The sequence below is a fragment of the Rhizobium sp. R634 genome (assembly GCF_002211305.1).
In the GTDB taxonomy this organism is placed as follows: domain Bacteria; phylum Pseudomonadota; class Alphaproteobacteria; order Rhizobiales; family Rhizobiaceae; genus Rhizobium.
In genome coordinates this window covers 33,130-46,346 of the sequence record NZ_LOKW01000008.1, presented here as the reverse complement: position 1 = coordinate 46,346, position 13,217 = coordinate 33,130, and the positions used below count along the sequence as shown (strand labels likewise).

Here is a 13,217-nt window from a genome sequence, read left to right as displayed (position 1 = left end):
ACAGCACATCATCTGTGACTTGAATTCATCATGAGCCGTCAGGACATCAACCGCTCCGGCGAAATGGAAGTCTTCGTCAGCGTTGTCGAGCGCGGCGGTTTTTCCGCCGCCGCCAGCGCCCGGCGGATGACGCCTTCCGCCGTCAGCAAACTCGTCGCCCGGCTGGAGGCGCGCCTCGGCGCCCGCCTCGTGAACCGCTCCACCCGCAAGCTGCAGCTGACGCCGGAGGGTTGCGCCTTCTACGAGCGCAGTATCGCCATCCTCGCCGATATCGCCGAGGCCGAGCGCCAGGCCTCATCTGGCGAAGAGGTCTCGGGCCGCATCCGCATCAACACAAGCGGCTCCTTCGGCAACCATGTGCTGGCTCCCCTCCTGCCGGCCTTCATGGCGCTTCATCCCGCCGTGACGCTGGATATTTCCCACACCGACAAGGTGATCGACCTGATGGAGGAGCGCGCCGATGTCGCCATCCGCACCGGCCCGCTGAAGAATTCCAGCCTCATCGCCCGCAAGCTCGGCGCTACCGGCAAGATCATCGTCGCCTCGCCTGATTACCTCAGGCGTCACGGCGAACCGCTGAGCGTCGCCGATCTCCGCCGCCATTGCCGCATCGGCTTTTCCTACGCCCGCGCCGTCGAGGGCTGGCCGGTCCGGGAAGGCGGCGAGACCGTGACGGTCCCGATCACGCCCGGCGTGCAGGTCGCGGATGGTGAAGCCATGCGCCATCTCGCGCTCGCAGGCGCCGGCCTTGCGCGGCTGGCCGCCTTCACCGTGCGCGCCGATATCGAGGCCGGCCGGCTGGCCTCGGTGCTGGAAACGGCCAATCCCGGCGATACCGAGGAATTCTACGCCCTCTATATGGGCCAGGGCGGACCGCTGCCGGCGCGCGTGCGCGCCCTGCTCGATTTCCTCGTCGTCCATGTGCATCTCTGATCGATATCAATGGCTTGAAGCAGCGGCTTGAATCGAATTCGCATGAGGGATGGCCGGGAAGCCAGATTTCGCAATTGACCGCGCTTGCAGCGCCCGCCTATACCGGAGCCGCGCCGACCGGCCCTTGAGCCGGCCTCTCTTCGTCATGCCGGAGCTTCCTCCCATCCTCAGCCTCAGGGCTTGGCACCGGCCGGAAAAGACATGGGGAATCATGCCAATCAGCCACGCACGCCGCCTGCTGCGGGATGTCGGCCTGCCGAAATGGGCGCTGCTGCTCACGCTTTCCACCGCTTTCACCGTCTTCCTCGAACTCTTCTCCCTGCCCGCCTCGCTGCTGATCGGGCCGATGGTGGCGGCAATCGTTCTGGCGCTGACCGTCGGCAAGGGAAAGCTCCGCGTGCCGCTCTGGCCGCTGCAACTCGCCCAGGTTCTCGTCGGGCTGATGATGGCGCGCACCATCACGCCTGACATTCTCGGCACCATGGCCAAGGACGCGCCGCTCTTCCTGCTGTTCATCTTCTCTGTTATCGCCATCGCCACCGGCCTCGGCTGGCTCCTGACGCGCTGGCAGGTGCTGCCCGGGACGACCGCCGTCTGGGGCTCCTCGCCGGGCGGGGCGTCGGCCATGGTCATCATGTCGGAAGCCTATGGCGCCGACGCCCGTCTCGTCGCCTTCATGCAGTATCTGCGCGTCGTCTTCGTCGCTGTCGGCGCTTCGGTGATCTCGCGCCTCTGGGTGGCGGCAGACGGCGCCGAGCCGCCGCCGCTCGTCCTCTTCCCCGCAGTCGATTGGCCGGCCCTTGCGGCGACCCTCGCCTTCGCCGGCTTCTGCGCCTATGGCGTACGCCGCCTGCGCATCCAGGGCGGCATGATCATCGTGCCGCTCTTTCTCGGCGCCTTCCTGCAGGGTATTGGCCTGCTCAAGATCGAGCTGCCGATGTGGCTGCTTGCCATCGCCTATGCGCTCGTCGGCTGGAGCATCGGTCTGCGTTTCACCCGCTCGATCATCAGCCACGTGGCGCGCGCCCTGCCGCGCGTGTCTGCCTGCATCGTCGTGCTGATGGCGCTGTGCGGCTGTATGGCGGCCGCCCTTCACGTCTTCGCCGGCATCGATCCGCTGACGGCCTATCTCGCCACCAGCCCCGGCGGCGCCGATTCCGTCGCCATCATCGCCGCCTCGAGCGATGTCGACGTGCCCTTCGTGATGGCGATGCAAACCGGCCGTTTCCTCGTCATTCTGCTGATCGGCCCGGCACTCGCCCGCTTCATCGCCCGCCGTTCCGGCCTCGCGGAAAATCCCGCCTGATGCAGGCGGCCCAAGAATCCGGACGAAGTCCCGTCTTCCTTCGCTCCGTCGCTTGAACAGCGGTTTTGCGACAAGGAATTCCTCTCATTTTTCGATGCCGAGAGGTCCGTCGTTGAACTTGGGATTTCCGCAGCAACAGAAAGCCGCGTCGAAATAGCTTGCGAATCGCATAAGTCCGTGCTTATGTATTTACATGATCGAGAATGACTTTTTCCGAGCTTTGGCAGACCCGACCCGCCGTGCGATCTTCGAGAAGCTGGCGGCAGGGAGCATGAACGCTAGCGCCTTGCGCGAGGGCATGGACATCAGCCAGCCGGCGATGTCGCAACACCTCGCAGTTCTGCGCAGTGCAAAGCTGGTGAGGGAAGAACGACAGGGGCGTTTCGTCAATTACGAAGTCGATCCCGATGGGTTGGCTCTCATCGCCCAGTGGCTTGCAAAATACCGCGCCTATTGGCCAGAGCGTATCGCAGCACTCAAAGTCTTGCTGAAGGACATGGATCAATGAACGAAGCGAAGACCAAGGAGAGGGATAGCGGCGTCGAGTTGGAGTTTGACTTGGGCGATCCGCCGCAAAAGGTCTGGCGTGCCGTCACCATTCCCGAACTTCGGGAAAGGTGGTTGCCGAAGGAGGCATTGGCTGATCCCGATGCGATCACCGTCACCCCCGGCCAGGAAGTTCGCTACAAGCTGCGTGACGATAACCCGCCTTTCCTCGAAAGCACCGTGACGTTCACGATCACCCCGAATGCCACTGGCGGAACCTGCCTTCGGATCGTCCACGAACTGACGGACGCAAGGTTCGATGGAACGGCGAGAGCGCCGGCGAACAGCAACAGCCCGCCGCTCATGCTCGCCGCCTGATACGGCGAGCCTTCCCCCTAAAATTCTGAAAGTCTGGAGGTCGCGGATGCGCGAAGCGATGCAACTCGTCCCTATGGTCATAGAGCAGTCCAGCCGCGGGGAGCGATCCTTTGATATTTATTCCCGGCTGCTGCGCGAGCGGATTATCTTCCTCAATGGCGAGGTGAACGATACCGTTTCGGCGCTCGTCTGCGCGCAACTGCTGTTTCTGGAAGCGGAAAACCCCAACAAGCCCATCAATCTCTATATCAATTCGCCGGGCGGCGTCGTCACCAGCGGCCTGGCCATGTACGACACCATGCGCTTCATCCGTGCGCCGGTTCATACACTTTGCATGGGCACAGCCCGTTCAATGGGATCGTTCCTGCTGATGGCAGGCGAACCCGGCGGAAGAGCCGCATTGCCCAATGCCAGTATCCTCATTCACCAGCCCTCCGGCGGCTTTCAAGGGCAGGCTTCCGACATGCTGATTCACGCCGAGGAAATTTTAAAGACCAAGCAACGCATGACGCGGCTCTACGCGGAGCATTGCGGACGTTCCTACGAAGATTTCGAGCACGGGATGGATCGCGACCGCTTCATGACGGCGGAGGAAGCACTCGAATGGGGTCTTATCGACCGTATCCTGAAGGTTCGCGAAGACACGAGCAGCCTGTAAGCCTTGCCGCAAAAATCCCGATTAAAGCGACACTTGTTTTCTCAAGGCCTGCGACGTTCTGTTGCCGTGAACGAGTGCTGACCACTGCCCGGGCGTCATGCCGTAGGCCTTCTTGAAGTGGCGGTTGAGGTGGCTCTGGTCGGCAAAGCCCGTCGCCGCCGCCGTGTCCGAAATGCCCTCACCGGCGCCGATCATGGCGCGGGCCTGCTGCAGCCGCCGCATCAGGAGGTAGCGATGCGGGCTCGTGGCGAAGGCCGCCCGGAAATGCCGCGACAGCGCGAAACGATCAAGCCCGGTGACCGCTTCCAGTTCGCCGGAATGAACCGGCCGCGTGGCATGCGCTTCAAGATAATCGCGCGCCGCCTGTGTCTGCCGCCAGGCGATCGCCCCGAGCGGCCGGCGCGGCAGCCGCGCGTGCCGTGACAAGCCGCCCGTCACCCGTGACACGAAATCGTCGACGAAGAGCTCGTCCAGTTCGCGGTCGAGTTCGCCGAGCGCGGCCAGCAGCACGCCGGCCAGCGCCGGATCTCCGATGACCGGCTCATCGACGAACGGCAGGCCAAGGCCTTCCGCCTCCAGGCATTCGAGCAGCAGCGCCGGCTCCAGATAAAGCATGCGGTATTGCAGCCCGTCCTCCGTTCCCGCCCCGCCATCGTGTTCCTCGTCAGGGTGCAGCACGATCACCTGTCCCGGCAGGCTGAAGCGCCGCTCGCCGCGATAGGTAAAGGTCTGCACGCCCTTCAGCGTGACGCCGAGCGCGTAGGTGTCGTGCCGGTGCGGCTCGAAGGCGTTGCCGGAGAATTGCGCGCCGATGCGCTCGATGCCGGGAAAGGCCGGCGCCGTCAGGATGCCGTTGCCGGACGGCCCCGTGCACAAACGTTCAAGACCTTCGAAGACCTGCGGATGTAGATCCTGGTTCAAGGCGCCCGAGACTCCATAACCCTGATATAGGTGAAAGACCGTCCGATGTTTGATACCAAAATCGCCGTCGTCCTGCGAAACAATCTTGCCGCCTGGCAGAAGCTGAACGTCACCGCCTTCCTGATGACCGGCATCGCCGGCGGGCATCCCGAGATCCTCGGTGAACCCTACAAGGACCGTGCCGGCAACATCTACTATCCGCTGTCGATCCAGCCGATCATCGTGCTGTCCGCCGAGGAGGCGGTGATGTCGACCATTCACCGCCGGGCGCTGGAGCGGGATGTCACCGCCTCGCTCTTCATCGAGGAAATGTTTGCCACCGGCCACGACGCGGCCAACCGCGCCGTCTTCGCCGAATTTGCGCCCAACGATGCCAAGGTGGTGGGCATCGCGCTGCGCGCCGAAAAGAAGATCGTCGACAAGATCACCAAGGGTGCGACGATGCAGCACTGACGAAAAAGGCCGGGCATGACCCGGCCTTTCCGCAAACGCTGCGAGACGGGGCTCAGCCCTGCGTGATCGGTGCGATCTGGATTTCGACGCGGCGGTTCTGGGCGCGGCCGGCCTCGCTTGCATTGGAGGCGACCGGCTGGGACGGGCCGAAGCCGACGGCGGAGACGCGGCGCTGGTCGATGCCCTGGCCGCCGAGATAATCGGCAACCGAAAGCGCGCGGCGCTGCGACAGATCCTGGTTATGCTGCAGGCTGCCGGTCGAATCCGTATGGCCGTTGACGTCGATCAGCGTGCGGTTGAACTTGCGCAGCACGATCGCCACCGAATTCAGCGTCGGGTAGAAGCCCGGCTTCACCGCATCCTGATCGACGTCGAAGGTGATGTTCGAGGGCATGTTGAGAATGATGTTGTCGCCGTTGCGGGTCACCGAAATGCCGGTGCCTTCGAGCTGGGCGCGAAGCTCTGCTTCCTGCTGGTCCATGTAGTTGCCGATCGCGCCGCCGGCGAGCGCGCCGATGCCGGCGCCGATCAGCGCCGCATTGCGCTTTCCGTGCCCGCCGCCGCCGACGGCCACACCGACGAGAGCGCCGCCGAGCGCACCGAGCGCCGCACCGCCCGCCGTATTGGAAACCTTCTGCTCACCAGTATAGGGATCGGTGGTCGTGCAGGCGCTGAGATAGCTTGCTGCGACAGCCAGAAGTACGAATTTCTTGATCATGGACAGGACGGTCTCCGTTCGAAGCTGCTGCGAGCAAATGGCAAGGATTGCGGCAAGAAGATGAAAATATTCTCTTGATAGGGGAATTTCAGGCGCCGAAACAACGGCGATGTTGCAGCAATGCGCTGATATCACCAGTTTTAGCGGCGCGCCCACTCTGCCTACCCCATTCCTGTGCTCGTCACAGGAATCCAGCCACCGCGCGTCCGCGCGGTGAATTACTTAATACGACAATAGAAAAAGTCTTTCGCGCCCAAGGACTTGGGCGTGCTGGATTCCTGTGACGAGCACAGGAATGAAGGAGGGTGGGTTAGCGCGCCCTCCAAATCGACCGCCGGCATCCTGGGTGATCAATAGTCGGATAGAAAGCGCTGCGCCGCTCCCCTCTTCCAATCAAACCTTTAGAAATTCTGGAACAGCTGCCTGACCGTGTCATAAGTCGCATTGGCGATGTTCAGCGATTGCAGGCCGAGCTGTTGTTGCGTCTGCAGCGCCCTCAGCCTGCTCGACTCCTCCTCCATATCGGCATCGACCAACCGGCCGATGCCGGCGGTGATGTTGTCGTGCAGCTTGGTGGCGAAATCGTTCTGCAGCTCGATGCGTTTTTCCAGCGCACCGAAGGCCGAGCCGACGGTGGTCAGCTGCGTCAGCGCGGCGTCGACGACGCTGATCATTTGGCCGATCTGCCCTTTCGTGGTGGTCGAAGACAACGAAATGACGACCTGGCCGGCGGTGGTGCCGTTCTTGCTGGTCATCAGCACGTAGTTCTGCGCGGCCCCGAGCTCGGTGGCGAAATAGGTCGAGGTCAGCACGCCGTATTCGCCCGAGCCGGTGGCCCGGTCGTCGATCAGGTAGCGCGCATCCTTGGACGTGGTGGCGCCGACCGGCGTATTGTCGATATGGTAGCTCAACATGCCGATCGAGACGGTGCCGTCGGCATTGCGGATGAAGGAAGCCGGAATCTGGCGCGGCTGCGTCGGCGTCGCGTCATTGTTGAGGATCACCCAGTTGTCGCTGTTGAAGGTCGCCGATTCCGACACGCTGCGCAGTTGCTCCTGCAACTGCTTGAGCTCTTCGTTGATCTTGGTCTTGTCGACCCCCTCCTCGGTGGCGGCGACAAGCTTGGCCTTGATTTCGGAGACGACGTCGATGACGTTCTGGACGCCGGTATAGGCCGTGCCCATCGTCGCAGCCGCCATGCCGAGCGCGTCCTGAATGGCCGAAATGGCCTTGTTGTCGGTGCGGGCGGTGGTGGCGATCGACCAGTAGACGGCGTTGTCGGCCGCTTTGGCGACACGCATGCCCGTCGTGATGTGATTCTGCGTGACCGTCATATTGCGATTGATATCGCGCAGCACATAGAGCGCCGCATCCACGGAGACGCGCTGATAAATACTCACGGGAACTAAACTCCAAAAACACAACAGAACGCAACTGAACAGGAATGAACCTTCCGCGCAGACACTCATGTCCGGGGTCGCTGTGTTCCAGCGCATGCAGTCTTCAAAAAAACGAAGAAGACCAGTCGGTTCCTGGTCACGATCATTGCCGCTTATACTTAACAAACGGCTAATCTTCAGACGAAATTTATCTTATTTCCCAAGACTTCATACACCATAAGAAACGCCGCCGGATGCGAATCCGGCGGCGTGCTCGATGCGGATGGAAGGCCTATTCGGCGGCCTGCAGCTGCTCCTCGTCGGGCGCCGGCCGCGGCCGCGTGGCAACCGACATTTCCTCGTGCAGACGCGCTTCCTCATGGGCGTGCGGCTTGGCGAAGCGGGCAAGCAGGAGATAGGCGACCGGCGTGATGAACAGCGTCACCAGCGTCGCGAAGCCGAGGCCGCCGACGATCACCCAGCCGAGCGCCACGCGCGCTTCGGCTCCGGCGCCATGGGCAAAGACCAGCGGCACGCCGCCGAGAATGGTGGCGATCATCGTCATCATCACGGGGCGCAGGCGCAGCGCGCAGGCCTTCTCGATCGAGGAGCGCACATCCTCGCCCCTGTCGCGCAGCTGATTGGCGAATTCGACGATCAGAATGCCGTTCTTCGCCATGACGCCGACAAGCAGCACCAGGCCGATCTGGCTGTAGATATTGAGGCTGGAGCCCGTGATGATGAGCGCGAAGACGGCGCAGGCAAGGCCGAGCGGCACCGTCGACATGATGATCAGCGAGGACAGCACGCTTTCGAACTGCGCCGCCAGCACCAGGAAGATGATGACGATGGCAAAGCCGAAGGTCAGCGCCATGCCGTTCGAATTCTCTTCCAGCGTCGCGGCTTCGGCAAGCGGCAGCAGACGCGCGCCCGGCGGCAGCAGCGGCTCGGCGAGTTCGGTCACCTGCTTGACCGCGTCGCCGAGCGACATGTTGTCCTTCAGCCCGGCGGTGATCGCGACCGAGGCGAGCTGCTGCTCGCGGTTCAGCTGCGGCGCGACCGAACCCTCCTTCATCGTGGCGATGACGGACATCGGCACGATCTTGCCGTCGCCGGTCTTCAGGAAGACGTTTTCGAGGTCTGTGGGATCATCGATCGGCCGCGTCGTCGAGGTCAGAAGCACGGGATAGGATTCGCCGTCGACGAAGACATCGACCACCGAGCGCCCTTCGAGCAGCGACTGGATCGCCGTCGAAAGCCCGGTAATGTCGATGCCGAGATCGGAGGCGCGCTCGCGGTCGATCGCCACCGACACCTGCGCCTGGCTCGGCTCGTTGGTCAGGCGCGGCGTATCATATTGGCCGGTGGCTTCGAGCGCCTGAACCAGCTTGGCGGCAGCCGCCGTCAGCGCCTCGTGATCGTTGCCGACCAACGCCATCTGCACGCCGCTGCCGGCGCCGCGGATGCGCAGGCTGTTGGAGGAGATGGCGTTGCCGCGCAGCGCCGGCACCCTCGCCGCCGCCTGGTTGATGTCGACGACGATCTCCGCCTGCGTCCGCTGGCGTTCGCCCCAGGGGGCGAGCGTCAGCACCATGAAGCCGCTGTTCAGCGAACCGCCCTGGCCGGAAATCGAGAAGACGTTGCGGATGTCGCCGCTGTCGACCAGCGGCTGCAGATATTCCTCGACGAGCTGCATCTTGTCGCGCGTATATTCGAGGCTCGATCCCTGCGGCGTCGTCAGCCGCATCATCACCATCGAGCGGTCTTCCTCAGGCGTCAGCTCGCTCTTGACTGTCGAGAAGGCGATGAGGGCGGCGCCGGCGAAGATCACCGAGAAGAGGATGACGACGAACGGCGCATTCAGGCAGCCATGCAGCGCCCATTTGTAGAGCCGGGCGAGCGCGCCGCCGAAGCGGCCGAGCGCACCGTGATCCTCGATCATCGGCTTCGTCAGCATGCGCGAAGCCAGCATCGGGCACAGCGTCAGCGCCACGATCGAGGATAGCCCGACCGAGAAGGCGAGCACGAAGCCGAATTCGCGGAAGAGACCGCCGACCTGCCCCGGAAGGAAGGAGAGCGGGATGAACACCGCCGCCAGCGTCGCGGTCGTGGCAACGACCGCGAAGAACACCTCGCGCGTGCCGAGCACGGCGGCAGCCCGCGGTCCCATGCCCTCGGCGCGGCGGCGCACGATGTTTTCGAGCACCACGATGGCATCGTCGACGACGAGGCCGGTCGCCAGCACGATCGCGAGCAGCGTCAGGATGTTGATCGAGAAGCCGACCATGTAGATCGCCGCCAGCGTGCCGATCAGCGCCACCGGCATGCTGACCGCCGGAATCAGCGTCGCCCGCCAGTCGCGCAGGAAGAGATAGATGACGGCCGTGACGATGACGGCAGCCAGCACCAGCGCCAGCACCACCTCATGGATCGCGCCCTGGATGAAGACGGCGTCGTCGCTGGTGATGGCGATCGTCGTTCCCTCGGGCAGCGTCTTCGACAACTGCTCGACGGCGGCCTTGATGCCGGTCGAGATATTCAGCGTGTTCGACTGCGCCTGGCGGATGATGCCGAGGCCGATGCCGGGCTTGCCATTGGAGCGCAGCGTCGTGTCGCCGTCGCGCGGCCCAAGCGTCACCGTCGCGACGTCGCCGAGGCGGACCCGGTCCTGCAGCATGACGTTGGAAAAATCGGCCGGCGTCTGTAGGTTGGCGGTGGCGCGCACGACGATATCCTGCGTCGCGCTCTTCAGCGAGCCGGCCGGCACGTCGAGCGCGGCATTGTCGAGCGCCTTCGTCAGGTCGCCGATGGTGAGCCCGCGGCTCGCGAGCGCCCCCTGGTCGACATCGACGCGGAAGACCTTCTCCTGGTCGCCATATTCCTCGACGTCGGCCACGCCGTCGACGGAGGCCAGCCGGTCGATCACCTCGTTCTCGACGAGCTGCGTCAGGTCGTCCATGTTGAGGTTGGTGGAGGTGACGGCAAGGCGCATGATCGCCGAGGAATCCGAATCCGCCTTGACGATCTGCGGCGCATCCGCCTCGTCGGGCAGGTTCTGGGTGATGCGGCCGATCGCATCGCGCACGTCGTTGGCGGCGACCGCGAGATCGATCGCATCGGAAAATTCGAGCGTCACCCGGCTCTGGCCGAAGGAAGAGGTGGACGAGATCGATTTCAGGCCGCTGACGCGGGCGACCGCGCCCTCGATCACTTTGGTCAATTCCTGGTCGATCGTCTGCGGCGATGCGCCGTCGAAGGTGGTGCGCACGGTGACGACGGGACGGTCGACATCCGGCAGCTCGCGCACCTCGACGCCGACATAGGCCGCAAGCCCAGCGACGACCATCAGCGTGTTGAACACCAGCGCCAGGATCGGCCGGCGAACGAAAAGCGCGGTGAAGCTCTGCTTGCCCGACGATCCGCCCTGATGAATTTCGGTCACGCTCATTGGGTCGCGACCTCCGCATTCGCAGCGACATCGGCGGAAACGCGCACCGCCCCGCCCTCACGCACGCGCTGCAGGCCCTGCGTGACGATCTTGTCGCCATCCTTGAGGTCGGCCTTGACGAGAATGAAATCAGGATTGCGCTGCACGACGCTGACCCGCACTTTGTGCGACTTGTCGTCGGTCACCTGCCAGACGAAGGAGCCCTGCGAATCCCACTGCACGGACTGCGGATCGACCGCCGGATATTTGTCGCCGGGGAATTTCATGCTGACGCTGAAGGACATGCCGGCGCGCAGCTCGTCCGACGAGTTGTCGATCCGGGCGCGCAGGCGCAACGTGCGGCTCTCCGCGTCGATGCGGTTGTCGACGGCCTCGATCACGCCCGAGAACATCTGCCCCGGCTTTGCCACCGACATGGCCTCGACCGGCTGCCCCACCGCGACCGTATTGGAAAAGCGCTCCGGCACCCAGAAATCGACGAGAATTTCCGAACGGTCGTCGAGAGTAACGATCGGCGTGGTGGTCGTAACGTTGTCGCCGATATTGACCGGCACGATGCCGACGATGCCGTCGATCGGCGCGGTGATGTTGCGCCGGGCGAGATTGAGCTCGGCCGCCTGCAGCTGCAGCCGCGCGCCCTGCTCGGCGATCTCGGAATCGAAGACGTCCATGCGCGACACGCTGGACTTGATGTTGTGATAGAGATTGGATTTCTCGACGGCGGCTTTCACCGCCACATCCGCCTGGCCGCGAGCGATCACCTGCTCCTCGCTGTCGAGCTTGGCGAGCACCTGGCCGGCTTTCACCCTGTCGCCCGACTTGATGAGGATTTCGCGGATCGTGCCCGTTGCCTGCGGCGTGACCGCGACCGAGCGGATCGCATCGCCGGTGCCGATCGCGTTCAGCCGGTCGTTGACGACGCCCTGGACGACGGCTTCGGTGGCGACGAGAACGGCGCCGTTGCGCCCGCCGCCGCGGCGGTTCTGCCCCTGCCCTTGGCCCTGCCCGCGCTGCTGTCCTTCCGCCCGGGCGGGAGCGTCGGCATCGGCGGTTTCAGCAGTTTTGGGCGCGATCCTGGAAACGAGGCTCTCCGGAATGCCTGCAGCGCGCATCGTATCGCCGGCACCCGGCACAAAGAAAACCCATGCGGCAAAGCCGGCAATGATGACGATGAGCGAAAGTATAAACTGCTTCCAAAAGGCCATTCACGTCTCCGGAGGGACTCGAGGTTGGACCAGGGTCGGTCGAAAGAGGCGCTGCGGGATCGAGATCCCCCAGGGGTCCGGATCCCCAGGGAACAAGATTCCCTGCTGATGCGACAATATCGCGCGTTTACAGCTTAACGGCAAGCATAAGCACCCGGCATTACCGATTTGTAATATCAGCAAAGAATGGAAATAACCCCGGCGCTCACTTTTGCTTGAACGAAGCTGGAAAACGTCTTGACGCGACCGATTTCGAGGCAAGATTGCGCGGCAAAACCAGAGGCGGCTCTAGCGGCGCAACGACCACCGCAGGCCGGCCGCCGCCGCCAGCCCCAGCATCGGCCAGACCGCCCAGAAGCGGCCTTCCCAGGTGAACAGGTTGATGCCGATAATGCCGAGCGCCACGATCGCGAAGGCAGCGGACTTGCGGTCGAACCAGGTCTGCCCGCGATTCCAGATGAGCGCCGCGACCACCGCAAGCACAAGCACGGGGAAACGCGCCCAGAAAACGCCCTGCCACGACAGGAGATTGATGCCGATCAGCACGGCGGCGATGACGCCGAGTACGGCAAACAGCCTGCGTTTGCCGGGAACCGGCCTTGCCGCATCCACGGCGGCGGCGGCGACGGGCAGCGGCCGGGCAGCCGGCCTTTCGGCAGGCGCCGCCTCCTCGCTCCCGCCGCCGATCCTGACCGCATAGCTCGGCACACCCTCTTCGACATTCTTGACGACCAGCGGCCCGAGAAACTCGAAACCGACGGCCACCTTGTTTCGCACCTGGTCGTAGACGGTGCTCGAAATCACGATGCCTCCGGGCGCCGCCGAGGTCTGCAGCCGCGCAGCGATGTTGACGCCGTCGCCATAGATGTCGTCGCCTTCGACGATCACATCGCCGAGATTGATGCCGATGCGGAAGAGCATGCGCCCGTCGCTCGGGCGGCCGGCATTGAAGCCGGCAAGTTCGTTCTGGGTATCGACGGCAGCACGCACCGCCTCGACCACGCTCGGAAAATCAGCGATCAGTCCGTCGCCCCAGGTGTTGACGACGCGGCCGCCATGGCTTTCGATCAGGTGCCCCATCGCCTCCCGGCAACGCTTCAGCGTTGCCAGCGTCCCCTCCTCGTCGGCGCCCATCAGCCGTGTATAGTCCTGCACGTCAGCACAGAAGATCGTCGTCAGCTTGCGCCGCGTTTCACTCATGGTCCTCGTCTCCGCGCCGTCCGAAGATCGCTGCATAGACTGAAGCTGGCCCAGGCAATATGGGCGGTTGCAGCGAGCCTACGTTACTAAGCCTTTGTGTTTCTTGCCACCGATAATTGCCGATGGTCGGCG

12 protein-coding genes are annotated in these 13,217 nt (G+C 63.8%); 6 read left to right on the top strand and 6 right to left on the bottom strand.

What is annotated here, in order from left to right:
• Positions 1–30 precede the first annotated feature (30 nt).
• The 5 genes from ATY77_RS11860 (at position 31) to ATY77_RS11840 (ending at position 3,761) form a co-directional block, all read left to right on the top strand.
• Positions 31–933 (top strand): LysR family transcriptional regulator, encoded by a 903-nt coding sequence (locus tag ATY77_RS11860; protein ID WP_088687470.1) that lies wholly within the window; start codon positions 31–33, stop codon positions 931–933.
• A gap of 211 nt (positions 934–1,144) precedes the next feature.
• On the top strand, positions 1,145–2,239 hold the full coding sequence (locus ATY77_RS11855) for an AbrB family transcriptional regulator (RefSeq protein WP_088687469.1): 1,095 nt from the start codon (positions 1,145–1,147) through the stop codon (positions 2,237–2,239).
• 193 nt (positions 2,240–2,432) lie between these two features.
• Positions 2,433–2,747 (top strand): metalloregulator ArsR/SmtB family transcription factor, encoded by a 315-nt coding sequence (locus ATY77_RS11850; protein WP_064822371.1) that lies wholly within the window; start codon positions 2,433–2,435, stop codon positions 2,745–2,747.
• Entirely contained in the window at positions 2,744–3,103 is a 360-nt protein-coding gene (locus tag ATY77_RS11845; protein ID WP_088687468.1) for an SRPBCC domain-containing protein, read from the top strand. The genes ATY77_RS11850 and ATY77_RS11845 overlap by 4 nt, the downstream gene beginning before the upstream one ends.
• Positions 3,104–3,149: 46 nt before the next feature.
• Entirely contained in the window at positions 3,150–3,761 is a 612-nt protein-coding gene (locus ATY77_RS11840) for an ATP-dependent Clp protease proteolytic subunit (RefSeq protein WP_088687467.1), read from the top strand.
• Positions 3,762–3,782: 21 nt separating this feature from the next.
• Here the strand turns inward: ATY77_RS11840 and ATY77_RS11835 are convergent, their stop codons facing one another.
• Positions 3,783–4,682: an AraC family transcriptional regulator gene (locus ATY77_RS11835; protein WP_088687466.1), complete on the bottom strand. Its 900-nt coding sequence runs from the start codon at positions 4,680–4,682 to the stop codon at positions 3,783–3,785.
• Between the two features lie 45 nt (positions 4,683–4,727).
• Between ATY77_RS11835 and ATY77_RS11830 the strand changes: the two genes are divergently transcribed.
• A complete protein-coding gene (locus tag ATY77_RS11830; protein WP_088687465.1) occupies positions 4,728–5,135 on the top strand; it encodes a DUF2000 family protein in 408 nt (135 codons plus the stop codon).
• Positions 5,136–5,187: 52 nt separating this feature from the next.
• On the opposite strand, the gene ATY77_RS11825 is transcribed toward ATY77_RS11830, so the two are convergent.
• The 5 genes from ATY77_RS11825 to ATY77_RS11800 all read right to left on the bottom strand — a co-directional run bounded on the left by ATY77_RS11825 (position 5,188) and on the right by ATY77_RS11800 (position 13,085).
• Positions 5,188–5,853, bottom strand: coding sequence for an OmpA family protein (locus ATY77_RS11825; RefSeq protein WP_011426055.1), 666 nt, complete (start codon positions 5,851–5,853; stop codon positions 5,188–5,190).
• 401 nt (positions 5,854–6,254) lie between these two features.
• On the bottom strand, positions 6,255–7,253 hold the full coding sequence (locus ATY77_RS11815) for a flagellin (RefSeq protein ID WP_088687464.1): 999 nt from the start codon (positions 7,251–7,253) through the stop codon (positions 6,255–6,257).
• Between the two features lie 271 nt (positions 7,254–7,524).
• Positions 7,525–10,680, bottom strand: coding sequence for an efflux RND transporter permease subunit (locus ATY77_RS11810; RefSeq protein ID WP_088687463.1), 3,156 nt, complete (start codon positions 10,678–10,680; stop codon positions 7,525–7,527).
• The gene (locus ATY77_RS11805; RefSeq protein WP_088673278.1) at positions 10,677–11,885 is read right to left on the bottom strand and encodes an efflux RND transporter periplasmic adaptor subunit; all 1,209 of its coding nucleotides are present in this window, start codon (positions 11,883–11,885) and stop codon (positions 10,677–10,679) included. Before ATY77_RS11805 ends, ATY77_RS11810 begins: the two co-directional genes overlap by 4 nt.
• A 288-nt stretch (positions 11,886–12,173) precedes the next feature.
• Entirely contained in the window at positions 12,174–13,085 is a 912-nt protein-coding gene (locus ATY77_RS11800) for an adenylate/guanylate cyclase domain-containing protein (protein ID WP_088687462.1), read from the bottom strand.
• Positions 13,086–13,217 lie beyond the last annotated feature (132 nt).